Origin of the sequence: Ralstonia sp. NFACC01 (assembly GCF_900115545.1) — a bacterium.
GTDB classification, from domain to species: domain Bacteria; phylum Pseudomonadota; class Gammaproteobacteria; order Burkholderiales; family Burkholderiaceae; genus Ralstonia; species Ralstonia mojiangensis.
In genome coordinates this window covers 70,398-95,492 of the sequence record NZ_FOWV01000009.1, presented here as the reverse complement: position 1 = coordinate 95,492, position 25,095 = coordinate 70,398, and the positions used below count along the sequence as shown (strand labels likewise).

18 protein-coding genes are annotated in these 25,095 nt (G+C 62.6%); 10 read left to right on the top strand and 8 right to left on the bottom strand.

The window, feature by feature from the left end:
- Position 1 precedes the first annotated feature (1 nt).
- From BM136_RS21090 to tssA, 6 genes are all read left to right on the top strand, one after another.
- A complete protein-coding gene (locus BM136_RS21090; RefSeq protein WP_092975321.1) occupies positions 2-1,135 on the top strand; it encodes a DUF4123 domain-containing protein in 1,134 nt (377 codons plus the stop codon).
- A complete protein-coding gene (locus tag BM136_RS21085) occupies positions 1,113-3,842 on the top strand; it encodes a T6SS effector BTH_I2691 family protein (RefSeq protein ID WP_092975319.1) in 2,730 nt (909 codons plus the stop codon). The genes BM136_RS21090 and BM136_RS21085 overlap by 23 nt, the downstream gene beginning before the upstream one ends.
- 9 nt (positions 3,843-3,851) lie before the next feature.
- Positions 3,852-4,967, top strand: coding sequence for a hypothetical protein (locus tag BM136_RS21080; protein WP_092975316.1), 1,116 nt, complete (start codon positions 3,852-3,854; stop codon positions 4,965-4,967).
- A 294-nt stretch (positions 4,968-5,261) separates the two neighbouring features.
- Positions 5,262-6,008, top strand: a complete 747-nt coding sequence (locus tag BM136_RS21075) for a putative type VI secretion system effector (protein WP_092975313.1) — start codon at positions 5,262-5,264, stop codon at positions 6,006-6,008.
- 137 nt (positions 6,009-6,145) lie between these two features.
- Complete coding sequence (locus BM136_RS21070) at positions 6,146-6,553, top strand: hypothetical protein (RefSeq protein ID WP_254775722.1); 408 nt, start codon at positions 6,146-6,148, stop codon at positions 6,551-6,553.
- Between the two features lie 33 nt (positions 6,554-6,586).
- The gene (tssA, locus tag BM136_RS21065; RefSeq protein WP_092975307.1) at positions 6,587-7,663 is read left to right on the top strand and encodes a type VI secretion system protein TssA; all 1,077 of its coding nucleotides are present in this window, start codon (positions 6,587-6,589) and stop codon (positions 7,661-7,663) included.
- Between the two features lie 5 nt (positions 7,664-7,668).
- On the opposite strand, the gene BM136_RS21060 is transcribed toward tssA, so the two are convergent.
- The 8 genes from BM136_RS21060 to BM136_RS21025 all read right to left on the bottom strand — a co-directional run bounded on the left by BM136_RS21060 (position 7,669) and on the right by BM136_RS21025 (position 18,778).
- A complete protein-coding gene (locus BM136_RS21060; protein WP_092975304.1) occupies positions 7,669-9,222 on the bottom strand; it encodes a TIGR04222 domain-containing membrane protein in 1,554 nt (517 codons plus the stop codon).
- A gap of 75 nt (positions 9,223-9,297) precedes the next feature.
- The gene (locus BM136_RS21055) at positions 9,298-10,131 is read right to left on the bottom strand and encodes a hypothetical protein (protein ID WP_092975301.1); all 834 of its coding nucleotides are present in this window, start codon (positions 10,129-10,131) and stop codon (positions 9,298-9,300) included.
- Positions 10,132-10,286: 155 nt separating this feature from the next.
- Positions 10,287-11,105, bottom strand: a complete 819-nt coding sequence (locus BM136_RS21050) for an OmpA family protein (RefSeq protein WP_092975298.1) — start codon at positions 11,103-11,105, stop codon at positions 10,287-10,289.
- A 2-nt stretch (positions 11,106-11,107) separates the two neighbouring features.
- Positions 11,108-12,103, bottom strand: coding sequence for a type VI secretion system-associated protein TagF (gene tagF / locus BM136_RS21045; protein WP_092975296.1), 996 nt, complete (start codon positions 12,101-12,103; stop codon positions 11,108-11,110).
- Complete coding sequence (gene tssM, locus BM136_RS21040) at positions 12,100-16,077, bottom strand: type VI secretion system membrane subunit TssM (protein ID WP_092975293.1); 3,978 nt, start codon at positions 16,075-16,077, stop codon at positions 12,100-12,102. Before tssM ends, tagF begins: the two co-directional genes overlap by 4 nt.
- A 52-nt stretch (positions 16,078-16,129) precedes the next feature.
- Entirely contained in the window at positions 16,130-17,614 is a 1,485-nt protein-coding gene (locus BM136_RS21035; protein WP_092975289.1) for a hypothetical protein, read from the bottom strand.
- Positions 17,615-17,625: 11 nt separating this feature from the next.
- A complete protein-coding gene (locus tag BM136_RS21030) occupies positions 17,626-17,895 on the bottom strand; it encodes a PAAR domain-containing protein (protein WP_092975286.1) in 270 nt (89 codons plus the stop codon).
- A 25-nt stretch (positions 17,896-17,920) separates the two neighbouring features.
- Positions 17,921-18,778 carry a M15 family metallopeptidase gene (locus BM136_RS21025; RefSeq protein WP_092975283.1) on the bottom strand — a complete coding sequence of 286 codons (858 nt, stop codon included), beginning with the start codon at positions 18,776-18,778 and terminating at the stop codon, positions 17,921-17,923.
- Between the two features lie 261 nt (positions 18,779-19,039).
- Here BM136_RS21025 and BM136_RS21020 point away from each other — a divergent pair, with 261 nt between their 5' ends.
- From BM136_RS21020 to BM136_RS25430, 4 genes are all read left to right on the top strand, one after another.
- A complete protein-coding gene (locus BM136_RS21020; protein WP_092975280.1) occupies positions 19,040-19,798 on the top strand; it encodes a hypothetical protein in 759 nt (252 codons plus the stop codon).
- 149 nt (positions 19,799-19,947) lie between these two features.
- Entirely contained in the window at positions 19,948-23,013 is a 3,066-nt protein-coding gene (locus BM136_RS21015; protein ID WP_254775721.1) for a type VI secretion system Vgr family protein, read from the top strand.
- A gap of 25 nt (positions 23,014-23,038) precedes the next feature.
- On the top strand, positions 23,039-24,088 hold the full coding sequence (locus BM136_RS21010; RefSeq protein ID WP_254775720.1) for a DUF2515 family protein: 1,050 nt from the start codon (positions 23,039-23,041) through the stop codon (positions 24,086-24,088).
- Positions 24,085-25,020, top strand: coding sequence for a hypothetical protein (locus tag BM136_RS25430; RefSeq protein ID WP_175537186.1), 936 nt, complete (start codon positions 24,085-24,087; stop codon positions 25,018-25,020). The genes BM136_RS21010 and BM136_RS25430 overlap by 4 nt, the downstream gene beginning before the upstream one ends.
- Positions 25,021-25,095 lie beyond the last annotated feature (75 nt).

The following is a 25,095-nucleotide window of genomic DNA, read 5'->3' as shown; positions in this document are numbered from 1 at the left end:
CATGACCAATCGCACGTTGGCGGACTTGGAAACCTCTCTATTTGCGGCCGACAGCACAGATACAGACGTGCCACATCCCGACGCCATGGCAAGGTGCCGTGAGTTGGCTGCCCGCTATCACGCGATGAAGGTGCGACAACGGCCGTGGTCACACCCATTGCGCGCCTATCTTCTCTTGGACGCGTGGGAAAGCAATCCGCTGGCTGGCGCGATTTCCGAGGCTTGGCCGGAAGCCGCCACCCTGCGCGTTGCCGTGCCAGACGACTTTTACACGGGGCGCGAGGACGAAGCACCCTGCGTCGTGCCGCTGCCCGACAGCGCGTTACCAGACGGCGCAACGGACACATTGGAGCAAGAGCTGTCACGAGATGCAGTCGCCCGCTTGCTGGAGGCCGCGAGTGTCCAGGCACATCAACGGCTGGTGCGGCAAGGTTTGGGTGCAGTGCTGTTCAGCGCCGACTCTGCGGCCGGGCTTGTACAACACCTCCGCATGCTGGGGTTTCAATATCCCCCCGAAGGCCGGAACGCCAAAGTCTTTCGCTACCAGGACCCACGCGTGATGCAGCGAGTGTGGCCCGAACTGACTGCCGCGCAGCAAGCCATGTGGCTGGGCCCGGTGCAGGGATGGTGGTCGTTGACGCAGCCATGGGGGCCGTGGGCGTTGGAGGACATGGTAGCGACGCAGGATGCCGCCGTGTCGGTACCGGTATGGTTCAGGGCCGAGCAGCCGATGGAGCCAGACGGGCGGGCGGAGGGGACGGTGTTGAACCGCTTGATGGATGCGAAGCAGTGGCAGGCGGCGCATTTGGCGCCGGTTGGGAATCGGGTGTGGGCGCGGCTTGCGGAAAACGGCGTCACTCCAGGCGAGCAACCCAATGCCATCCTGATGCGGCAATTGCTTTCAATCGGTACCGCGCACCATCTGGATGGGGGAAACCTCGAAGACTTCGTCTGGTGCAGCATCCGATACCGCGAAGCACCACCTTCGATTGACTGGGACACGCCGCACTGGTCGCGCGTGTTGAACCAAACGCTGAAAGCACTGAATGCAGATCCGGACGCGCGTTTTGTGAGCGCCTTCGCTGCCTGCCTGAACCCCGGAGACGAAACACATGGTTTGCACCAACCCGTGTGACGATTGCAAGCGAGAAGGCTTGCCGATTCTCTTTACACGCTACGCCGTTGGCTACAGTTCGCGGCCCGAAGGGCTGAGTCTTCTCGACAAGTTCAAACCGACCGGCAAGCTTCAAGCCCAGCCAGGCGGGGTTTCCATCAAAACGGGACGCTACGGCGTACGGATGCTGCGCGCCGGTTACTTGTACTTGCGCATCGAGCGGCGCGGCCTGCTGGAGTGGGAGGGGTACGCCATCCACCCGCATGGCTATCTGAAGCAGTTTCCTGTAATGCTCCCGCAGCAAGCTGAGGCCAAGATCGCCTGCGCACGGGATGCGCGGCAGGCCAATAACAGCTTGGTCTGGATCAAAGACGCAAAGAACGTCAAATCGCTCTGGTATGCGTTCCATCCCGATCCAATCGAGCCGGCGCACCTCAAACGCGAGATCGAACCGAACCCCGCAAAGTATATGCAACAGTTCGATGTTGCTGGCTGGCTCGGTGGCAATACCGGCCAGGCAGACAGCATGCAGCCTGCGCAACTGGACAAACAGGTGCTGGAATATGCCGCGCTTGGGGATGAGAAAGTTCAGGTTGTCGGGAATGAGCAGTTCTTCGGCCTGATGGGCATGACGCCGCAGGAGCGTGGCTGGGGCAATTACGAGGTCGAGGAAACCGACCAGCAAGTCATCCCCACGCCCGATGCGGCGCCGGTGATCATTGAAGAGGTGCGCACGGTCGTCGTAACGCAGCCGACATATCAGAAGGCGCACGGCCCGCGCTTGGAGGGTATACGCAAGTTTCTGCACGACAATAAAGGCGCTGTAGTGGCGTGTGAAGATGCGCTAGGAATTGCACAGGAATTGAGCCTGCATCATTTGACGGCGGCGATTCCGTATGTAGGGTGGCTCAAGACACCCGATGCCAAGGGAGTCAGCAACGCCTGGAAGGACAGCGCCAGCCGCAGCATTCAGACCATCCAGGTGGCGCTCGAGAAAAAAGCGATCGACGACTACGACGCGACCACCGACCGCCTGCGTGAAGTGCAAGAGAACATGGCAGGTCACTACCCCGGGTCCGACAGCCCGATGCCGGTTAAGATTCGCCGGCCTGATGGCAGCTACGAAATCATCAGCGTCCAGGAGTTGAATCGGCGGCGGCGGGCCGATCTGCAAAAACAGGTCGATGCACGTACGGCAGCGCACGACAGCGCCGTCCAGGACATGAACAAGGCTGCGCAGAACAGCATTGCGTCCAACTGCGACATGTCGCGCGTGGAAGAATTTAACAACGAGCACAAGAAGGAACTCGGCGAGCGGGACGCGCAGATGGACCGTATCGCCAGCGATCTCGTCCAGTGGCTCAAGGCTGACGGCTTAACCCATGTGGCGCTGGGCCGTTATAGCGAAACAGCATCCATTGATAGCGGCGATGGCAGCCGCTGCGCCGGCCAATTGTGCTCGATTCTTCTGCAACTGGATAACAGCCCCAAAGGACGTGCGTGGTATAGCGCGCTGGATACCTTTACTCCGGGAAAGAAGAACTTGGTCTGGCGAATGCTAAGCCTGAACAACGCGGAGATCAGTCAGGAAATGCAGGCTGCGCTCAAGCTGGTCGCCAATCCTGTGCCGCCATCTGAGCAGGCCGCTGCCAACGCCCAGGACAGTGCGCGTACCCAGAAAAGCTATGCCGACATGGTTGCGGCGCTGGCCAGCATGAGCAAGACCGTCAAGAACGCGGACAAGATCAGCAAAGAGGTAAAGACGGTCATGGACGGTGGCGAGGCAGTCGCTAAGCGTTTCAATTCTTTAATCGAAATTGGCAAGGCTGCCAAGGACAGCATGCCCGCTGTTCTGCTGTCTGCCATCATGGGCAAGATCAAGGAGCTTTCACCGAGCGCGCTGGAGAGCATGGTGGCGCGGGGGCAAGCGTTGATGCTTGCGCGTGGGCTCGGCACACAGGCAATCGCGCATATCAAGCAACAGCAGGCCGATGCTCTCAGTTCGGCCCTGGTCAAGCAGGCTAAATCGATTCAGCGGCGAGTAGAGCGTGCGATCCTCGGTGGGAGCGCGAACAGTGCCATGCAGGAAATGCGCATAACCCACACTTTGTGCGCGGTGAATGCGCTGGCTGTTTTACCGGCGCTTGGTCGGGCCTATGCCAGGCAGGACACGCGCACCACAGTGGAACTGGCAGGCACAGTCGCCTCGCTGGTCGGTACCTTGAAGCAAGCTCGCGCCGATTTTTATGAAAAGGCATTGTTCAAGAAGGTCCCAGACATTGTGTATAAGACGCACAAGGCCGGGACCGCGACGGTTGCCGAACGAGAGTTGCTGACGCTCAAGGCCGGTGCTGCACGTTATGTGGCTGCAGGAATGGTGGTGGGGGTTGTCTGGGATGCAGTTGACGCGGTAACGGCAAAAACCGAAAAGCAAAATGATCTTATGTGGGCGTATATCGCTCGGACGATCGTTGGAGGTGCTACCGTGGTGGGTACGATTGTTGGCGCCCGTACCCTCACGGCGCCACTACTTTTGCTGAGGTTCAATCTCTTGAGCGCGGTAGTGACAGTGGCGCTTACTGCGACAATAGCGAAACTCAAAGGGCAACCTTGGGTGAACTGGCTGCGCGCTCAGCCTTTCCGCAAATCGGATAGCCCGAAGGTTCCTCATCGAAGTGAAGCGGAAATGATGGACAAGCTAGCCGACGCGTTGGCCGAGATAAGTTGAAGGAACCTTATGTTTGACTGCGAAGCCGCGTTTCACGCGCACCGAAAAAAGCACGGTCAGAAGGAGGCTATCGAGTATCTGGCGGATATCAATCGATATACGCTGCTACGTGCGCCAACGGAACGTGCAAAGGACAAATCGGTCAGCCCGGCTCTTGACTGGGCGCGCACGCTATTCGACTACAACGAGCACTTCATCGAGCTTTCTAACATGGGAGAGGAAGACCGCTCCCTGATGTTCATGTTGGCAATCGCTGTGCTGACGCTTCTTGCGCTGCCGATCATGGGGCTGGCGTTGACGCTGCCAGGGGAGCCGCTATTTACGCACGATTGGAATGTATCGATCATTGCCGGCGGGGGGCTTTTGGGCTTTGTGCTGACATTTGTTTATTTCCTCTGGCCCACCCAGTTTGCGCCAAATTACTTCACATACCTCCGAGCCCGCTATCGCTTCAATCGCAGCACCCGCAAGGTGTATGTGCTCCGACCCAAGCGCTATGGTGGCAATGTCATTCTCGATTGGGACCGCGTCAAAGCTCACGTGAACTGGTGTGCCCCACGCGACATGACGCCCGACCAGATCGATGACAAGTTCGCCCGCCAACGCAGGCAGGAAACCGCGGGCGGGCAGTTCGGCATGCGCGGCTTGGTGCTGTATTGGCCGCCGTTGGACCCGGCCGACCACGAACGCAGAGGTGAAGAGGTGCTCTGGGTTGGCCCCAAGCTGGCTGGAGAGGGTTTGTGGCAGTACATCCGCACGTTCATGGAAGAGGGCATCGACAAGGTGCCGGCCCCGACCGAGTACGAATGGCTGCGAAAAGGCTTCCATACCCCGAGTCAGCATCTTGAGGAAACGGAGTTGTCGGCCTCGCGCGTACTGGATCGTGTCGGTGGTCGCGGCGAGAATTCCGCGCAAACGCAGCTCACATTCTTGGCGACGTTTCTGTGGGCGCCGCTGCATTGCTTGGCGGAGCGGCTGTGCACTTGGCCAACATTTCCGAAAGAGTGGAATAGCGACAGTGGCCGGAAGCGCCGCGAGGACGGCATAGGGCCAGAGGAGCCGCTGCGATGGAAAGCGTCTCCGGAAAGAACTGTTGACGAGCGCCCAGAGCCCAAACATGTTTGACTGTGTGGCAACATTTCACCTGCATCGACAGAAGCATGACAAGAAGGAGCCGTCGGATATATAGCTGATATCAACCGATATACCCGTCTTAAATCGCCGACTTCCTTGCCAAGCGTCGAATACCTGGGTTGCGCTCGATATTGGCGATCCTTAAAAATTACGACAAAAGTTATGGCTATTTAACGTTCTTGTGATTCGGTCTTTGGTAACAAATGCAGCACCGGCAGCTATAAAACTGCTAGCGAACAGGATGAGAAGTTGTCGGCTGCTTTGGTAAAAATGCGTTTCCGATAAATGAGCATCGAGCAACGTCCTGAAGGGCTGGTAAAGCTGACGGGCACGATAACGAACTACAAGGTGACCCGTGCAGAAGCGAGTTTCGTGTTTACGGAGGCCGATCGGGACAAGCTCGGAGTGGTCGCCATTGCAGCGGGCATCGCGGGGTTGAGTGGACCCGCGATCGCGACAGCAGCGTCCGCATCGAGTGCGGAGGAGCATGCTGATTATGTCGAATTCGACCTTGATGGCGATCCGGTCAAGGGCTGGGTCTGGCGCAGTCCTTTCAAAGAAGGGGACAAAGTCGAAGTGGCCGCCGAATGGCATAACGATCACTATGAGACAGCGGGCATTGCGAGACCGCAGGACCGCATCATCGCGTTGTACCCGCATTGCTCTCGGGGTAAGGCACGGCATATCAAGAATGCGGTGAAGTGGTGGGTTATAGGAGTAGCAGGGATACTTGTGGGACTAGGGGCTTCAATACTGGGAATCATGCTGCTGCTCGTCGAGTCGCCGCAGAACTTGCTGCACGACGTTTTCCCGTACGGCTTCCTCGCCATGAGCGCCGGGTTCTATGCGTTCTTCGGCCTGATGACCATTAGCCTCGCCCGAAAATGGATGCCCTTCGTGCGACTGACGGAGCGAGTCTGCCGCACCCTGGGCATCCCTGACTCTGCCAATGTCGATTTGGTCAAATCTGCGAAAGCCCAGCGCAAGCCCGATGACCCGGGGGAATACGGTTCCTTCTACTTCCGCTATTGATCTGACTCCAGAGGCGAATCTCGGTCGATTCCGGGCACATGAAGATTTAGAAACAATCCCCCCAACCGCCTCAAGCCTGCGTAGCATCTCCACCGTCCGCCCCGCGCGTGCGGACGTCACATTTCACGCACGCTGATATGAACGCACTGTCCCGCCTCGCCGCCGCTTTTGCTGTGGTCGCGTTGCTCGTCACGCCCGCTTTCGCTCAGGACGACACCCCGCTGCAGGTTTCGTACCGCCAGGTGCTGACCGAGTATTTCAAGGACGCGCCGACGGCGTCGAAGAAGTACGACGGTCGCCGCCTGGTCTTCAAGGGCCAGGTCTATCCGTTGTCCGACGACAGCCTGAACACGCTGGCCCTGACCGAAGAGCTGAAAGTGGGCGCGCCGTTCCAGGACGATCAGCGTGACGCGCTCAAGGCGCTGTTTCCCGATCACAAGCTTGCGGCGTACAAGCCCAGCAAGGACATCACGCTGGATTGCCTGAACCGGCAGTTCGTTGGCCTGACGCTGGCGCTGGCGGATTGCCGTGTCGGCAAGCCCTGATTTTCGTATTGCATTCCGGTTTCGTTTCCGAACATGGCCTCTCTTCCGTTTGACCAATTGCTCGCTCCGCTGCCCGGCGCCCAGCCGTGCGGTGAAGACATGCTCTTCTCTGCAGAATTCGACAGCATCCAGGATGCGCGCCGGTTTGATGACCCGTCACTCGATCAAGGTGAGTGGGTCACGGAGATCAAGGAGGCCGACTGGCGCGCCGTCATTGCCGAGAGCACGTCACTGCTGCAGAACCGCACGAAGGATCTGCGCCTGGCCGCATGGTTGGCCGAGGCGCTGTCCAAGGAGCGTGGCTTTGCCGGCCTGCGCGAGGGCTACGAATTGATCGCCGGCTTGTGCGAACAGTTCTGGGAGCACCTCTATCCGCTGCCGGAAGCCGATGATCCTGAAGCCCGCACGGGCAGCATGGCGTGGCTTGCGACGCGTTCGAGCCAGCTCATTCGCGAGGTGCCGCTGGTGGACGCGGGCAAGGGCGGCTACAGCCTGATCGATTGGGAAGTCGCGACCAGCCTGGTCGAAGCCATCCGCCGCGATCCGGAACAGGCAGACGAGCTGTCACGCGGAAAAATAACGCAGGAGCAGTTTGAATCCGCACGGCGCGCCACGCCGCCTGCGTTCTACAAGACGCTGCACGACGATGTGGTCGGCTGTGGCGCCGCGCTGCTGCGGTTGGAATCCGTTCTGGATGCACGGGCGGGGGATCACGCGCCGAGTTTCCGCCCGGCGCGGGAAGCCTTGCAGGCGGTGCGCGCATTGGTGGAGCGCTTTGGTGGCAAGCCAGAACCCAAGCCCACCGCGGTGGAAGCGAAGGGCGCTCAACAACAGGCTGCCCAGTCAGCCGCAGGCGCGGTTGTTGAAACGGTTGCCGTCGGCCCGATCCGCACGCGTGCGCAGGCGCTGAACCAGCTGCGCGATGTAGCCGAGTTCTTCCGTCAGACCGAGCCGCACAGCCCCGTTGCTTACCTCGCCGCGCGTGCCGCGAAATGGGGCGACATGCCGCTGCATGCGTGGCTGCGTACGGTGGTCAAAGATGATGCGACGCTGTCGCAGATTGAGGAGCTGCTGGGGCTGGGCGATCCGCCGTCGGAAAGCGCGAGCTGAACCGGCTAGCTGCTCGAACAACCGCCGCAGCCGCTGGATCCGCAGCTACTCGATCCGCAACTGCTGGAGCCACTGCTGCTTGAACTGCAGTTGCTCGACGTGTCGCCTCCGGAGCCGCCGGAACTGGCGCCGGCGGGTGGTCCCATCATCGATCGGTATCCGGCCCACGCTGTGTTGGCCAGCACGCTGGTGCCGCCAAACGCGGTCAACCACAGTAGATCGTGCGTCGACAAACCGGCACGTGGCCCCTGCTGGCCGCGCTGACGATAAGCATCGAGCGCGGCGTTGGCCCCCGCAGTGGGGCCGGCACGGCCGACGCCGATCAGCCGCGCCGTCACGCCCCAGTACACGATGGCGAACAACGCCATCTCGACCAGCAGCCACATCACCGGACGCTCCCGGGACAGCCCCACAAAGACCTTCATCACGCCAAGCCACAGCGTCGCCAGCACAATGGCCCACGCAGCGAGCGTCGTTCCTCGCATTGCCCCGCGGGTCCACAGCCATCCTTCGCTGCGTAGCCGATCTGTCATGTCGGATGCTTCATCGACGAGCCGATTGCGAAAGTTCGGCCACGGCGAGCGCTCCTGCGTTTGCCGGGCGAGCCATGTCCATGCGTTGACGTGGCACTCCGGCGTTCGGTCCTGGTTCGCGACCACGTAGGTGTTGCGGTCGCGTTTCCTTTTAGCCGGAGGGACCATGCGGATCGCACCCGCATCAAGCAGCGCCAACGCCGCAACCTGTGCCATTCGTGCGGCGTCACCGGTGATCAGCGCGGCCTCGGCAGGCGTCAGCTGACGCGGCACGTTGCCCCCGCTGGTTCCCCTTGGGTTGCGGCTGTATGCGACTCGATGCAGGGCCCGGATCAGCAGACATGCCATCACGCATGCGCCCAGGTAGAACGCGAGAAAACGCGGCCCCGAATAGCTCAGCACATCGACATCCGAGGCGGCATTCGTGGTGATGGCGATGAGGCTGACGCCGATCACAAGCCATACGGATGGCATGAATGAGCGCGCGGTTGATGCAGGCGGCGGTGTGACAGGGTTGGGCGGATGTCGTGCGGGGCTGGCAGCCTCTGGCGCACTGTCTGGCTGGACAGGTTCCGGCACCGGCCAGATATCGGGAGGCGGCTCCATACCAAACGTGCGCTGATAGCTTTCGATCGTTTGCTGGTAGTGCTGTGCGTAGGTGTCGTCTTCGTCCGGGGCACCAATACCTGGCGCATGGTGGAGCGGCGCGCCCAGTACCTCCCCGCAGAACACCGTCCAATACTCTTTCGAATATTGCAGATGGAGATGCCAGGCGGCATCAATGGCCTCGGAAGGCGTGACGGGGTGCCCTGCAAACACCGCTAGATACGCGAAGCGCTTGTATTCCTCGATGACAGTCAGCGTATATAAACGCGACCACCCCTCGGCTTCGGCCAGGCGGTGGCTAAACGGCACTGGAGCATCGGGCGCGTCCGGTGAATACTCGCTCAGCCGACGCAGGCAGGCTTCCCGATCGGCTTCGGTCGGGGCGGAATCGGGCAGGATCGATGGGGCGGACGGTGTCATGTGCGTTGCTGTCAACCGTTAATGCCTACTTGCTCGGAGGACACTGCGCGCTTGCATGCACCTAGCCGCGAACGACTAATTCTCTTCATGTCGCTCCAACGCTTCAAATACCGCGCGCTCACAGCGGCCGAAGTCAAAGCTGCGCAAGCGGAGATGGCGGTTACCGTATTCACCAGCCGCCATCATTTCTGGGATCGGGCGCAGAGGCCCCGCCATCAGGCGCATCAGCGTCTGTGAAATGACCACGAGCAACATCGGCGCCAGGGTAAACATCCCGACCATCATCCCCGTGAGGGTGCTGGCATCTTCGAGACCCAACTCGCTGCCCGCCACAAAAAGCATGATCACGAGCATCAGCGCGCTGAAATAACCGAGAAGGCCGATCGCCTCGTTAAAGCCGGAGCTCCTGCGCGACAGTATGGTCTCCAGCGGCTCCGGCAAGTCGCGAGGGCGCTTTGCAACATAGACGGTCTGTGGCTCACGGCGGCCGGTCAAGCGCATGCCCCACGCCGAAAAACAGTCGTTGTCCCACCAGCCTGCAGCAAGCACGCGCATGCCGTTCAGGCCTGCGAAATAGGGCGCATTGGACGAAACACGACGGTCCGTGACCTGGTATTCGCAGAAGTAGATGACCCGGTTGTCCGTCAGCGTGATGACGACGGGGGTCACGCGATAGTAGGTGTCTCGCGAGATATCGTCGGTGTAGTCATATGCGCTGTGCGCATTGGTGTCGACGCTCCGTCCCATGGCCTCATAGGCCTTGAATGCCGCGTTATCCACCTGTACTGAGCGAATGATTCCGCTGACGATCGCGACGGGCGCGCCCTGTCGTCGACTGGCAAGCCAGTGCTCAAGCTGCTGCCAAGCCCATACCAGATGGCACCAGAGCCACCAGATACGCTCTTTCATCGGAGAAAACTGCGCGATTGGCTGCGACGGCTTCCTGGTGGGGGCGAGGTACTCAAGCCGGATCTGGGAGGGCGCACGCCGTTCATCACCCGGCTGTAATGAGGTAGCAGGCGACGGCTCACGCAACCGTGCCCGCCGGCGAGCATCCTCCCGCGTCACTTACTCGCCCGAAACTCAATCCGCCGATTGCGCGAGCGGCCTTCATCGGTGTTGTTGGCGGCGACTGGCTGATCCGGCCCCACGCCCATCGCGGTGAGCGTGCCTTGCTCGGCGCCCTTGGCGATGAGGTAGTTCTTGACCGTTTCTGCGCGCGCCTGGCTCAGGTTGAGGTTCAGCGCGCGGCTGCCGGAGTTGTCGGTGTGGCCGACGATCTCGATCTTGCGGCCGTTCAGGCGCGGGAGCACGGCGGCCATTTCATCCAGAATCGCGCGGCCTTTGGGCGTGAGCGTGGCGCTGCCGGTTTCAAATTCGATGATGCGGTTAGCCAGCGTCTGGTCCAGCAGCCCTTGCTCGGACACCGCTGCCACGCGCAGCCCGTTCTTGATCGTGTAGCTCTGGCCGAGCGCTGTTGCCATGTCGCTTGTGAGCTGCTGGCGCTGCGCCTCGTTACCAACGTCGCCGTGCAGGGAAACCTGCGTGCCGTCGATGTTGAGCTGCCCGCGGTTGACCTGCTTGATGGCCGGCGACAGGATCTTCTGCACATTGGCCGACCAGTTGGGCGGCGACACCACGTTGCCCACTTCAATCTGATCCACCACGTTGGCGCTGCCGTAAAGCTCGCGCAGCTTGGCCAGCACGGTCGCCTTGGTGGCTTCGTCCGGCACCATGCCGCCCGCGACGACCTGGCCAGGCACAGGCGCAGCATCGCCCGCCGCGGCATGCGCGGGCAGGGCACTGCCCAGGCAGGCCAGCATGGCGGCGTTCGCCAGGAGTGTTGCAGGCCGGAAGCCGCGCTTGATTGCATCCAGACCCATGTTCATTCTCCGATGAAGACTTCGCGGAAGGTATCGACTGCCACGCGCAGCGAGAGCTGCGGTTGATCCAGGTAACTCACGAACTTGGCCAAGCCGTAATCTCCGCTGACATGCTGGTCGACCCATTCCGGATCGTCGATGTTGATGTTCTGTTCGGCATACGCCAGCGGCGACATGACGCTGTGCAGCGTGCGTGACGAAGCGCCGTTGAAGCCGATGACCAGTCGCTCGGCACCGTTGATATCGCCCAGGAACAGCGACAGCTCGAAGTCCGCCCGCTGCAGGAAGCGCGACACCAGCTCCAGCCAGAAACTCGCCACCAGGCTGCGATAGAGCGGGTCTGCGGGCAGCGGCAGTGTGAGGCCTTTCTCAAGCCGCGACGAGCCATTCGCCATCACGGGTTGGAGCAGCGTGCCAAGCGCCAGCAGCGTGCGGCGCAGGCGGATGTTGTGGCCTTCCGAGCGCAGCATCTGCTCAAGGCCGGCAACGGTCTGGAAGTCGATGAAATCCGAGAAGCTTGCGTCGTGCGATTGCGTGCTCGTGCCGCCCGTGCCGGTCTCTACGCCGTGCTGACCTTCGGCGAGCAGGCGCAGGCCTTCAGTCGCGTCGGTAGCCGTGCCGAGCGAGATCATCTGCTGGCCGGCGCGTGTCCAAAGGCGCGCCAGTGCAATCGGGCTGCGCGCGATGAAGTTGATCGGGCGATCGACCTCCATGGCTGCCGCCGTCAGGAACGGAAAGCGGCGCGATGACAGATCACTGCTGGCCATGAGCGTGCCCGCAATAGCGAGCTTGCTCTGCGAGCCGAGAAACGCAAACTGCACTGGCTTCCAACTGTCGTAGGTCGTCTTCCAGTCCGGGGCTTCGGCCAGCAATTCCATACCTTGTGCCAGCCAGCGGTCCAGCGTGTCGAGCAACTGGACGTTGTTGGCGCTTTTGACGAAATCGCCGCGCGAAGGAAGCTTGCCGAAGTACGAAAGCTGCAATTGGGTCTGGCTCATTGCGCCGTCCCTCCTTGCTCTTCCGTGATGCTGTGGCGAGCGGCCTGCGTTGACACGGCCGCTTGCGCCGCAGGCGGCGTGCCTGCGGGTGCTGCCGGGGCGGGCGGCGTCAGGGTGTTCTGCGGTGCCGATGCATCGGCAATCGACGTCGGCAGGCGCAGACCGCGCAGGCCTTGGCCTTGCGGCGAATCCGATGCCGTCGTGCCGGCGGTCTGCGGGCTGCTGATGATGCGCAGGCTGATCGATACCGTCAGGTTGTCCTTCGTCCAGGACAGATCGAACGCGCCATCCGGACGACGCTTGCGCTGTGCCGTGGCAATCAGGCGCTCCAGGCCGAAGCGGCCGGGCTCGTTGAGCAGCTCCACCGTGCGGCCGTCAAACGTGGTGGCTGTCACGCGTGCACCCGGGGTGCCTTGCGGATTCGGCCAGACAAAATTAGCCCACTGCGGTGGCGTGTTGCGATAGCGCAGTTGCTGCCCATCGATCTCGATCGTGTACTCGGTCGCGCCTTGCGACGGCACCGGCAGGATCTGGAACACCGTCTGCGGTGCCGCGGCTGCTGCACCGCCTGCGCCGCCGGCCGCACCGCCCGTGAGCGGTGCGATCCAACGCGTGAAGCCCGTGGTGAACTCGGGCACAAATGCGATGCCCAGATCGCCCCACGTGCGGGAGGCGATCATGTCGCCGCGGCGCACCGACAGCGGACCGATCGTCGTGCTGGCGAACTTGGCAATCGCGCCATCCGGGCCGAACACCTGGCCGATCTCAGCCGCACTGGCCTCGATCTTGGCGTTGGGTGCAAACGGATACTTGTCTGCCAGCGTGGTGGCGAACGGCTGATACACCTGCGCGTTCCACACCTTGTTGACTTCGGTCGTGGCCGGGCGGATCGCCACCGCATAGGACTGCAGCAGCGGGCGCACCAGCAGCGGACGCAGCGTGGCGCGCTCGCTGTCGGTCATGCCGGTCAGCATCTGCTCATCCACGTACTTGAGCGTGTCGGCCAGTTCCGAGCCGTTGCCGTCCAGTGTTTGCTGCATGAGCTGGCGTGCACCCGGCCCCGGATCGCCCTGGTTCTTGATCTGGTTGAAGCGCGTGCGCACCTTGGAGAGCGAATCCATATAGCCGCGCAGCAGCGACTTGTCGTCGCGCATGACAACCACGCGGGCGAGCCCCGAGAACTCCTTGCCGACCGGCCCCATCGGAATGGCGCCGGCTTCAGCATTGCCGCCCACCTCCAGGTTGACGTTCACCTGCGACGGCGTCTGGCGCGCGAACAGCTGCTTGAACCATCCCAGCACGCCGGTCTTGGCCTGCTTCAGGCCGGCATTGAACATCGACGGGTTGTCCCACGACGTCTGCTCATACGCGGTGTCGAGCACCTTGCGGATCGGCGAGTTGGTTGGATCGCCCAGCAGATTCATCCCGGTGACGGCCTGATCGAAGCTGGAGAAATCCTGGATCGCCACGCCTTGCATGAAGCGTTGCCATTCACGCGCGTATTCGGTCTTGTACATCGTGACCAGCGCCTTCTGGATCTGCTCGGGGCTGCCTTCCAGCGTGAGGTCGTCGCGCGCGGCAACGTTCAGCACCCAGTCCTTGGTCTGCAGTTCCTTGTTGGCGGCCTCCTTGATGGCGGGCTGCACGTAGCCGAGCCACGCTTCCTTGGTGAACGTGCCGGGCACGGCGTAGCTGCCGGCCACTAGGCCGGCGCCGGTATCGCCGACGATGCGTGCGACGGTCATCGGGGCGTAGCGCGTGGAGGCGCGGGCCTTGATTTCGGCGTACGCGCGTTCGCGTGCGGGCATGCCGCGCACCACGCGGCGCAGATTCTCACGCGTCTGGTCGACCAGCGCGAGGTTGCCTTCCAGCAGCGGCCAGTTGTCGTCGTTCACGCGGGCGAGGAAGAACGACAGGTTGCGCTCCGCCGAGCGGATCATCTGCTCGCGCGGCATGTTGCCCCGGTTGTCTTCCAGCCAGCCGCGCCAGAAGCGCGTGACTTGATCGGTCAGGTGCGCGACTTCCACGTGACGCTTGTCCGACAGCATCAGGTAGGTCTTGAGCGCGTTGTAGCCGTCTTCCACGTTGGTGGGCGAGGCATCGGTGTAGCGCTTGGCACCGGTTGAAGCCGTGGCCTGGTTCGGTGCAGCAGGCGCATTGGCGGCGGCACCTGACGCACCCGACGCACCCGACGCACCCGACGCACCCGACGCACCACCCACGGTGGCGGTGGCCGTCGTCACGGACGTGGTCATCACCGCGCCGGTTTCCGGCGGACGCACCATCGGAGCGAGCTGATCCGGGTGCGCGTTGACCTCCGCCAGGAAGGTTTCGATCGCGCCGCCGACCGGCTTGAGCATGACCTGGCGCAGGCCGTTGTAATACTCGTCGAGCAGCTTGTGCTGCAGCGTGTCACCCTGGTACAGGCCGAGCGACAGCGCGAGCGGATGGTCGTTGCGATACCGGTCGAGCTGTTCGATCCGGTCTTGCAGGATGTCGAGTGCCTCCAGGCGAGCCTGCAGGTCCACCCGGTTCTGCTGCATCTTGACGATCTTGTCGAGGTCGGCTTGCACGTTGGCAGTCAGCGTGCGGTTGCCCATGTACGACCATGTCCAGCCGCCCAGCATCACGCCCAGCGCCAGCACGAGCGCAAAGAACGTGGCGATGCGCAGGCGCGTCTTGGCGGGGCTGGCGAATTGCCGCACGGTCTGCTTGTCGGCAAAGATCACCTTCGAGAACAGGTCGCGCAGGAAAAAGCCGTTCTTGGAGAACACTTCGCGGGTGCGCGCAGCACCGTCGGTCGACAGGCCAAAGCGGCGCGCAATGCGCTCCGCCGACACGCTGTTGGTGGCGCCTTCCTGCAGCGCGCTGGTGAAGTAGAAGCCGCGGAACACCGGCTTGTACTGGAACGGGTTTTCATCGAACAGCGTCATCAGGAACGCGCGCAGCGTCGGCTTGATCGATGCAAACTCCAGCGGGAAGCTCAGCAGCCCCGGCGAGAGCTTGTTGTTCCGGTGCAGCGCGATCTGCGCAACGCTGATCTCCTTCAGCCCGTCGCACAACTCGTCAAAGCGTTGGTCGAACACGGCGGCCACATCCGGCTTCGAGTCCGGCTCGAAGGGCAGGGTGGCGCCCCATACGCGGTCCCGCTCCTGCTTCTCGCTGTCGCCAAAGAATTCGGTAAAGCCGGTGATCAGGTCGGCCTTGGTGAACATCACATACACCGGGGCAAACACTTCCAGGCGTTCGGTCAGTTCCTGCACACGCTGGCGCAGGTTCTTGGCCAGGTTGATGGCGAATTCGGGGCGGTTTTGCGTGAGTTCCGACACGCTGACCGTCACGACGATGCCGTTGATGGGGGCCTTGGGGCGATAGCGCTTGAGCAGGTCGAGGAAGCCGAGCCACTCGCGGCGGTCTTCTTCGTGCACCGAGTAGCGGCCGGCCGTGTCGAGCAGGATGCCTTCGGTGGTGAAGAACCAGTCGCAGTTACGCGTGCCGCCGATGCCCTGGATGACCGCGCCGCCCTTGTCAGCAAACGGAAACTGCAGGCCGGAGTTCAGCACGGCCGTGCTTTTGCCTGCCGCCGGGTTGCCGATCACGATGTACCAGGGCAGCTCGTACAGCGCTGCGCTGCCCGACATCTGTCCGAGCTTGGAGCGCTTGATGGTCTTGACGGCTTCTGCCAGGCGCACGCGCAGGGCTTCCACTTCTTCGCGCTTGTCTGGCGTGGCGGCCTTGTCGGCGGCGGCTTGTTCCAGCACGCCCTCCAGCTTGTTGCTGGCCTGACGGGCGCGCCAACGCTTCCACAGATACGTCAGCAGCCACAGCGCAAGCAGCACGCCTAACGCGACGCCGACCCAGACCAGGCCAACCTCGAAGGTCTGCGCCATCAGCAGCAGGAAGATGGTCAGCACGATCACGCCAAGAATCGATAGCGTGCGTGAGTTGGTCAGGAAGTTCAGGAAGCGTTGCATGTTGCCTTCGGCTCGGGAACAGACGGAATCGGAATCAAAATCAGGAACAAGGTCACGTCAGACTCGGCACCACCGCGATGGCGCCGCGCTGCTGGATGTCGTTGGCGGTAATGGCCAGCACCGGCTTGCCGGTCTGCTGGCTCAACTGGTGCGCCACCACGACCGAGAGCAGCGGGCCTGCAGCGCCCACGTAGCCGCAGGGCGTGCCAATCGGCAGCAGATCTGCAGCCAAGTCCAGCGCTGGAAAACGTTCGGAAAACACGCGTGCCACCTCGACGGTGCGCACGGGGTGCATGCCAGTGTCTGAAACGACGCCGGCAACGGTGATGGGGTCGGCAGCCGAATCGCCTTCTGCGCTGCCTGCCTTCTCGGCGGGTGCTGCGTCCTGTTTGGCCTTGACTGGCGCAGCGGCCAAGGTATCGAGGACGTGGCCCACGGCGTCGCCGAGCGCCTGCAGTTGCGGCTGGCCGCGGTCAGGCGTCGGCGATTCAAGCCGTGCCACGCCGGCGCGCGTGATCGTGAACGACTCCATCGCAGCGGCTTCGCCCCCCAGCGTTGGCGGAAGCAGGCGCTGCGCAATGGCAGGCGCGCACAGCAGCACGCCCGCAGCGGCTTCGCCCGGCACGCGGCCATGCTGGCGATTGGCTTCGAACAATTGCTCGTGCTGCATCAGTTGTTCGACAGCGCTGGGGCCGACCAGCGAATCCGCCACCACCACCATGCGCAGCACGCGCTCGTCGCTGCTGCGGTTCACACCTTGCGTGGCGCGATCGAGCAGCAGCAGCGCATCGGCATCGCCCTTGGCGGTGATGGGCTCAAGCGTCAGTCGGTCGGCGGGCCAGATCAACGCGACGCGTTGGCGCAGCCAGCCATCGGCCACGGCTTGATGCTGCGGTGTCCAGTCGCGCGGGAGCAGGGCGGTGATGATCAGGCGCGTGATTTCCGGCGTGGTCATTTCCGGAACCGTAGCAACGGCGTGTGCTGCCAGCTCTTCGGCCACCTGGCCGGCCAGCAAAAGGGCGCGCAGGCGTTCGTCCAGCCAGTCGACGTCGGGATGATGCTCGGCAAGTTCGGCGCGCAGGTCTTCAATGTCGACGCCTTCCACTTGCGCGGCAAAGATCGGCTGGCCGAAGCCTTGCACATCGGTCAGGCCAGGTTGCGTACTGGCTTGCACTGCGTCCACGACCGAGGCCGCGTCATTGCCCGCGGGCGCGCGCAGGGCGCTGGCCAGCAGCACGGCGCGCCATTGGCGCGTGGCGTCTTGCGGGTCGGGGGCTTTGGCCTCGGTGCCCCCAGCGGCCGGTGCGGTCGCGGCCAGCTCCCGCCCTGCAGCCACATTGGAGCGGATGCCATCGAGCGCGCGCTTGATGACCCAATAGCCGACGATCATGCCCACCGGCAGCAACAGCAGGTAGGTGAGGATGTCGGCGGTGGTGGGCATGCGGTTGGCGGACTGCCACCACACGATGACGGCAATCCACACCACCACGAAGACAGCGAGCAGCGTCAGCCCGGACCGAAAGAGTCTTGCAACCATGTCGTACGCGTTCAGATGCTGCCGGTGTTGCCTTGGCTGGACAGGAGCGTGGCGCCGCAGGCGGTCTTGTCGCCATGGCGCGCCGCCTGCTTGCCGTCGATGATGACGTTCGGGTCGCCCGTCACGATGACGGTCGTGCCGCCGTGGCCGTTCTTCGGACACGTCACTTTGTCGCCCACGCAGGCGATGCCCTTGCCGCCGGTGCTTGTGTTGCCCGATGCGGTGATCACCACGCCGCCGTGGTCCGTCTTGTCACCCAGCAGGATGAAGGGCCGTGTCATTGCATGCTCCCCATGTGTCCTATCGTCATTGCCTTGGTGCGGGCTGTTTGCCGAGCACGCCTTTGCGGCGCAGCTCCACGTGGCCCAGGTCCATCATCTTCCAGCGGCCGCCCCACACGAGGCCGACCGATTCCGCCGTCTGGCCGTACAGCTCGTAGCCGCGCATCGCCCACGGGTCTTTCTCGCTGATGATCAGCTTGCCGTCGCGGAAGAACGCGTTGTCCGCCGCCAGGCCGTACTGGTGATAGCTCTGGAACGCCGTGGCCTGCGTGACATTGCTGCCCATTGCCGCCAGCTTCACTTGCCGCTCGGGGCTTCGGTAGCCTTCGAGCAGCGCCATTTCGTAACCGTGTTCGTCGCGCATGATCTTGTAGACGAGCAGCAAACGCTGGCGGAAATCCGCGTCGAGCAGGTTCCAGTCGCGGCTCGCATCGCGGATGGCCGGGCGGACCTGCTCGACTTCACGCGTGGTGAACACCTCCGGCGGCAAGGGCGGCGGTGGGATCAGCCGTTCGCCATTGAGCAGCGCCGAGATGTGCGGATCGGGCTCGCGCACCTGGTCGTCATCGAACTCGAACGACTGCTGCTCGCGCAGCGCCAGTGCCAGCATGGGCGGCACCGAAAGTACGCCAAGCGCACCGAGCAGCAACATTCGCCGCCGTACCACGAACTGCTTGAACGCCGATACGCCCGACGTCGCGTTGTCCACCGACTCGCGCAACGATCCTGCTGAGCGCGCGCCCACCACCGCAGCCCCTGTGCTCACGCGCCGCCATTGCGCACGCAGCAACGCCGCGCAGCGCTGCCGCACCGACGGCAGCAGCAGCACGGCAGCCACCACCACCATGGCAACGAAGTAGAGAACCAGAGCGAAAAAAACCATACCGACCTGCGGAGCGTGAGCGCCTACGTCAATTCATCCAGATTTATATCTGTATTTAGAACTCTAAATTATTAATAAACGGTAATAATCAAGCGCTCGCTACGCAGAAATATTAAGAAACGATAAAGAAAATACTGCAACGTGCGTCAATCATTTGTCTTTCAGCAAGGCCAGACTTAGAATCAGCAGCCACCACCGGAATCGGCGCTTGTTTGTAATCCATACGTTCGCCGCGCATTCTATTTCAATTCTGGACCCGTGATGAGTAATAACGGCGATTTGAAACAAGAAGGGCCACCAACGCTCTTCAATTCTGAATCCGAGACCGATGAGGCCGGGCATACGCGCATTCTGGCGAGCCTGGAAGGCCGCGTCGCGGCCAGCGGCAAGGCACCGAAAAAGTCGGGACAGCGCTATGGCGTTGCCGCGGCGGTCGTTGTGCTCGCCGCCGGTATCGGCGCATGGATCATGCTGAACCCAAGCGGCGAACCTGCGCCCGCACAGATGGCTGAGCAAGCAGCGCCAGCGGCCGCTCAACCGGCCGCAGCCACGCAAGCAGCACCTGCGGAAGCTACTCACACGGCCGCTGCGGCGCCTGTTGCCTCCGCGAGCGAACCCGTGGCGGAAGTACAGGCTGCCACCATCGTCAATGTTCCGGCGGGCGAAGACCACGCCACGGAGAAGAGCGACAAGGCGCCGGTTGCAAGCGCACTCGCCAAGGAGGCGCATGACGAGGCGCCGGCCACGCACACCCTGGCGGCAAAGTCTTCAGGCACCCCGGCCAATACCGACGAAGGCAAGACGGCAACCGCCAAGCTGGTCGCCAAATCGACGAATACACCATTTAAGGCGTTGCAGCAGCCAACAAAGCCCAAGGCGCAATCCTCTGCCAAAACCGCCAAGAACAAAAAAGGCACATTGGCGCCCGATGATCCTGACGCCGATCTGCTGGCCGCATTGCTTGCGCCGCAGAATGCGGCCAATAAGGCCGCCAATTCACCCACTTACAAAGGGCAATAGCCGCCCGGCTACCCGGTTGGTTGTTTTTACAATCGGGTAATTGAGCGGGGGCGGGTGCGATGCTCGACATTGCGCTGCCTCGTAAATGCCCGCGCTGGTTTCACGAAATCCCTCGGTGATACGCCACGCGTTGCAGCATCGGACAGCGAATGGACGCCACGACCCTTCTTCAGAACCTCTTCGCACCAACACGCCGCCTGTATTCGCTGGAAGGCGATGGGCCGCTTGCGGACCTCGCGGTGGAAGCCTGGCTCGGTCGGGAGGCGCTGTCCGAGCTGTTCGAATGGCGTGTGGTGGCCGTGAGCGCCAATGCGCGCATCGCACTCAAATCGTTGCTGGGCCAGCGCGTCACGCTGGTCACAACGCTGGCCGATGGCACGCAGACCAAGCGCACAGGCCTGATCCGTTTGGCTGAGAAGCTTGGCGCGGATGGCAGCCTCACGCGCTATCGCCTGACCGTGGTGCCCTGGTTCTGGCTGACCACGCAGCAGCGCCATAGCCAGGTGTTCCAGAACCGGCCCCTGCCCGACATCATTGAACAGATGCTGTCGCCGTACGAGCCGTATGCCTCGTGGCGCTACGCGGCCGGTGCTGAAGCGCGCATGGCCGACTTCGGTACACGCGCACACATCGCCCAGTTTCGCGAGACCGACTACCACTTCGTTACGCGCCTGCTGGCCGAAGCGGGGCTCGGTTTCACCACGGTGGAAGACGACCAGGCGCATGGCGGCCACACGCTGGTGATTTTTGCCGACAGCACGCAGCTGCCGGAAGATGCGGAGTCCGCATCGGCAGGCGGTATCCGTTTCCACCGCGCGCACAGCCTGGAAGAGCGCGACGCCATCCAGCAACTCGCCTGCCACAGCCGCACGACGGTGGGCGGCGTGGCTGTGGCCGCGTGGGACCCGGAAGGCAAGCAGAGCGCTCGCGCCCACGCGCCTGCCCGCTTCGCCACCAGCGCGGGGAGCCCGGATGCGTATCTGTCGATCAGTCCGTCGCTGGCCCCCGATTCCGCCAATGCCCAGCGCATTGCCGAACAGGTCATGGAAAGCCTGGAGGCGCGCGCGCTGTTGTTTTCGGGGCGTGGCACGGTGCGTACGCTACGCAGCGGCACGCGCCTGCAGGTGGTGGATTGCCCGCACCTGCCGCAAGACGTGGAAGGCGCCTATCCGCTGTTGATGGATCTGGTCGAACACTGCGGCATCAACAACCTGACCGTCGATACGCACAACGCGCTCAGCCAGCGTTTGGGGGGGCTCGACGCCGCGCTGGAATTCGATACGCCGCCCAGCGCACCGGAATCCGGCCCTGGCATCTTCGGTTTCCAGGAGGCAGAAGGCCCCGTCGAGCGCAACGCCCCAACTGGCGATCTGCTCAAGGCCGCACGCACGCACGGCTACGCGGGAATGTTCCGCGCAAGCGATGCACGTCGGCCGTGGCGCCCCGCTGTGACAGAACCCGATTGCGGCCGCCTGTACGCCGCACCTACCGCGCAAGGCGTGCACAGCGCTATCGTGGTCGGCCCGGACGGCCAGACGCAGGCAGGCGGAGAGGGCGAACACCACGCCACCCCCGCAGGCGAAATCCGCGTGCGCTTCCCTTGGCAACAAGGCGAGCGTGCGGATGACCGCAGCAGCCGCTGGGTGCGGGTCGCGCAGCGGCAGGCCGGTTCCGGCATGGGCTGGCAATGGCTGCCGCGTATCGGGCAAGAAGTGCTCGTCAAGTTCAGCGAAGACGACATCGATCAGCCCGTCGTGATCGGCTCGTTGTACAACGGCCAGGGCGAGGCCGGCATTGCGCCCACGCCGGGCGGGCAGGGCGCATCCGACCAAAACGACAGCACAGCCCTCTACAAGCAAGGCAGCGACAGCGCCGCCAGCGCGCAAGGCAACGTGGCCGGCGGCCACAGCCCGGCGTGGCACGGCATGGGCACGGAGGCCGACGGTCACCGCAACGCCGCCGCCCACACTGGCTTCAAGAGCGCGGAACACGGCGGCAGCGGCTACAACCACCTCGTCTTTGATGACAGCGACGGCCAGTTGCGCACGCAGCTCGCTACCACGCAGCAATTCAGCCAGCTCAACCTTGGGCATCTCGTCCATCAGCAAGACAATCGGCGCGGCAGCTTCCGCGGCCAAGGCTTCGAGTTGCGCACCGATGGCCACGCCGCCGTGCGCGGCCAGGCAGGCCTGCTGCTGACCACCTACCGCGACGCCAGCAGCGGCAAAGCCGTGCCCACCGGCGACAACGCGGCAGGCATTGCGTTGATCAAGCAAGCCAAGGAATTGACGTCATCGCTGGGCCAAGGTGCGGTTACGCACCAGACGGCCGCACTCGACACCGCCAAGAACGACGATGCCCCGCTGGCCAAGCAAGCCAAGGCGGTGGCCGGCATGGTCGACGGCAAGGCGCTTGACGCCGCCAAGCAAGACGCCAGCGCCGGCAACACCGCCACGCAAGGCAAAGTGCCGCATCAGGGCGAAGCCATCGCGCACCTCGCAGGCCGCGCGGGCCTCGTCATGGTGGCGGGGCAAGACCTGCAGCTCGCCAACGGCGAAAGCATCGCGCTGGGCAGCGGCCAGGACACCAACCTCGCCATCGGCAAACAGGCGCGCATGCACGCCGGCCAGGCGATCGGCGTGGCTGCAGGTTTGTCCAAGGCGGGCGACAACAACATCGGCCTGCAGCTCACCGCAGGGCAAGACAACATCGACGTGCAAGCCCAGCACGACGTGCTCAAGCTGATGGCCAAGCAGGACCTGAAGCTGGTGTCGGCCAATATGAATGTGGATTTTGCAGCCGCCAAGCGGATTCGCATCGCCACGGCCGGCGGAGCGTCGATCACGCTCGAAGGTGGGAATATCACCGTGGAGTGTGCGGGGCCGATTACGTATAAGGCGGCGCAGCGGACGTTTGAGGGGCCGGTGAGCAAAACCGTCACTCCTGCAGGGTTCCCGACGACATCGTTCGGGCTCTATGATGAAACCTTCCGTCTGCTGTCCCCGAACGGCAAACCGATGCGGCCGACGCCGTACCAGATCACGGCTGCGCAGGGCGACGGGCACGAATCCAAGACGCAATCCAATACGGGTGGTACCCCTCGCATCGGTACCGAGGCTCCACAGCAGTTGCGTTTCTCGCTGCTGTGGCACGAGACCGAGGTGGATGAGCATGCTCACACCGGCGGGCCCGACCAAGACGTCAGCACGACATAAGCTACGAGGACATCAAGCGCGAGCCATGAGCGATGAAACGACCGTCACCGCTATCACCAACGACCGCCCAGACAGCTGCGTCGATGTGAACTGTCAATGCCCGACGATGTGGTCGCTGGCACAACAGTTTTGCTATCTGCGGCTGTCTAACCGCAAGGGCGAGAAAAACAACCGCCTCATCAACTTCTTTCCGGCCCGGGCTCGGCGTATCGCCGCCACCTATGCCCGCCTCTACCTTGAGCAGGAGGAGCATGGAGACCCGAGGAAAAAGGGACGCTACTACTGGATGGCGCTCGGTGCCTTTGCCAGCAAAACAGTGGCATGCTCGTTGGAGACCCTGCAGTTGTCGACCCGGGCGGTGGGCGATACCGTGCGTACGGGGTTAGGCAAGGGTAACTTCTGGCTGTTTAACGATATTGCTGCATGGCACTGGTATCACAACTTCGATGCTGACTCGTTCGACACGTGCTTGAAAATGCGCGACGTAGACACCTACGTGGACAAGGTCAAGGAGCAGGTGCACAAGATGCCGTGGGCTGGCGAGGCGCTGCCGAAGATCAAAAACCTGCGGTGGACGCCAGAAGTCAAAGAGGCGTTCGATAAAGTCAAAGAGTTTGACGGAGCCACGAGCGACGTGAAACGACGAGATTTCCAGTTCAAGAATCTCATGGCCCTGGCCCGCCATGAACAAGGGAACATCTTGCAACCGCTGATCTATAACGATTCGGATTTCGCTTGGTGGGTACAAGTACAGCGTGGTGGCGCCGATGTCGGCAAATGGACGTGGGGCCATGCAGTAGGGGTCGCCACCAGTTGGATGGCACCCAAGCTCAAGGTGGCTTTCGTGGCGGCGTGCGATACCGACTTGCCAGCGTTTGAGGACGTCGCTCCGGAGAACACGAAACTGGAAAACTACGATAGCCGCATGAAGTGGATTGGCCTGGTTGCAGATAAGTTTCACGGCCTGATGATCAAGGATCCGCGCGGAATGGAAGCGCAACTCTCGACCATGGCTGGCTGGGTCGGCACGCCGGACAGCGTGCGCTACCCCGACGAAACAGCCCCCGCACGATGATGGTTCGAACACGCCGCACGGTTTCGTGTCTTCTCGCAACGCTGGCCGCGCTCCTGGTCATGGGGTGCCAGCCTTCCTCCACCAGCAAGTCATCCAGCAAAATAGTGATGCCGCAAAGTATTGAGATTGAGATCGGCGAGTCGCCGCAGGCGCTCATTGGGCGCTATGGCAAGGCCGTGGATGTTGACAACAAGAATGAGCAGGCCTACGGCGTTACCTTCTATGCGGTGGATTGGCCCGACAGCTCGCAAGGTACGGTCGTCATCAAGAACCAAAAGAGCGAGGTGCGTCTGGACACAGCCCTGGGTGTCTCGGGTTCGTTCGACAAGGCCCACGCTGAAGAAGGCATCTACGACTACAGCATCAGCCTGGGCATCCCCCCGCGAAACAACGTTACGCACGATCAGGCACGCCTGCAGTTCTACGAAATGCTCAAGCGTATCCAGCAGGCCGGCTGGAAGCGGTGGATATATCCGGAAAATCCGCGGTTGGCAGGTGCCGAGGCCTTTCGCTATCGGCTCGTAAAAGACCAAGGGGTGGATTCACTGGACCCGGAGTATGTGCCGGGCCTGGAAGACTGGATGAAACTCCCCGACATGACCTCGTGGCGCTTTTATCTCAACGGGGTCTACATGGACGTTCAGATGTCCAGAGACTCGACGCGCATGAAGGTGGATGAGCCGGGCGCGTACTTCGTCAAAGTCAAGCTCGAGGGCTACGCCAACTTCTGGCGCAATGCGTTCAATGAGCAAGACCGCCCACACTGGCGTGACCTCTTTTCCGGCCTGCAACGCCAGATGCATGCCGAGCGTGCCAACGCCGAGCAAAAGCTGAAGGCTCAGGGCTACACCATTGACACCAGCTACCGCAACCCGGACGAGACGTCCGATGATCAGCCCATCTCGCCGCCCGCCAAGACCGGCGCGAAATGATGGTCGGGCGCGGATGCTTGCAGGTCACTCGCGTGCGGTGACACGGTATGCCTCATGCGCTCGCGTTTCCACTTC

What these genes read in the sequence shown, in the direction of transcription:
- BM136_RS21035 (WP_092975289.1), bottom strand. Translation starts at nt 17,614, where the DNA reads ATGGTTGCAAGACTCTTTCGGTCCGGGCTGACGCTGCTCGCTGTCTTC.
- BM136_RS21055 (WP_092975301.1), bottom strand. Translation starts at nt 10,131, where the DNA reads ATGAAAGAGCGTATCTGGTGGCTCTGGTGCCATCTGGTATGGGCTTGG.
- BM136_RS21030 (WP_092975286.1), bottom strand. Translation starts at nt 17,895, where the DNA reads ATGACACGGCCCTTCATCCTGCTGGGTGACAAGACGGACCACGGCGGC.
- BM136_RS21075 (WP_092975313.1), top strand. Translation starts at nt 5,262, where the DNA reads ATGAGCATCGAGCAACGTCCTGAAGGGCTGGTAAAGCTGACGGGCACG.
- tagF (WP_092975296.1), bottom strand. Translation starts at nt 12,103, where the DNA reads ATGAGCCAGACCCAATTGCAGCTTTCGTACTTCGGCAAGCTTCCTTCG.
- tssA (WP_092975307.1), top strand. Translation starts at nt 6,587, where the DNA reads ATGGCCTCTCTTCCGTTTGACCAATTGCTCGCTCCGCTGCCCGGCGCC.
- BM136_RS21080 (WP_092975316.1), top strand. Translation starts at nt 3,852, where the DNA reads ATGTTTGACTGCGAAGCCGCGTTTCACGCGCACCGAAAAAAGCACGGT.
- BM136_RS21020 (WP_092975280.1), top strand. Translation starts at nt 19,040, where the DNA reads ATGAGTAATAACGGCGATTTGAAACAAGAAGGGCCACCAACGCTCTTC.
- BM136_RS25430 (WP_175537186.1), top strand. Translation starts at nt 24,085, where the DNA reads ATGATGGTTCGAACACGCCGCACGGTTTCGTGTCTTCTCGCAACGCTG.
- BM136_RS21060 (WP_092975304.1), bottom strand. Translation starts at nt 9,222, where the DNA reads ATGACACCGTCCGCCCCATCGATCCTGCCCGATTCCGCCCCGACCGAA.
- tssM (WP_092975293.1), bottom strand. Translation starts at nt 16,077, where the DNA reads ATGCAACGCTTCCTGAACTTCCTGACCAACTCACGCACGCTATCGATT.
- BM136_RS21090 (WP_092975321.1), top strand. Translation starts at nt 2, where the DNA reads ATGACCAATCGCACGTTGGCGGACTTGGAAACCTCTCTATTTGCGGCC.
- BM136_RS21050 (WP_092975298.1), bottom strand. Translation starts at nt 11,105, where the DNA reads ATGGGTCTGGATGCAATCAAGCGCGGCTTCCGGCCTGCAACACTCCTG.
- BM136_RS21015 (WP_254775721.1), top strand. Translation starts at nt 19,948, where the DNA reads ATGGACGCCACGACCCTTCTTCAGAACCTCTTCGCACCAACACGCCGC.
- BM136_RS21010 (WP_254775720.1), top strand. Translation starts at nt 23,039, where the DNA reads ATGAGCGATGAAACGACCGTCACCGCTATCACCAACGACCGCCCAGAC.
- BM136_RS21070 (WP_254775722.1), top strand. Translation starts at nt 6,146, where the DNA reads ATGAACGCACTGTCCCGCCTCGCCGCCGCTTTTGCTGTGGTCGCGTTG.
- BM136_RS21085 (WP_092975319.1), top strand. Translation starts at nt 1,113, where the DNA reads ATGGTTTGCACCAACCCGTGTGACGATTGCAAGCGAGAAGGCTTGCCG.
- BM136_RS21025 (WP_092975283.1), bottom strand. Translation starts at nt 18,778, where the DNA reads ATGGTTTTTTTCGCTCTGGTTCTCTACTTCGTTGCCATGGTGGTGGTG.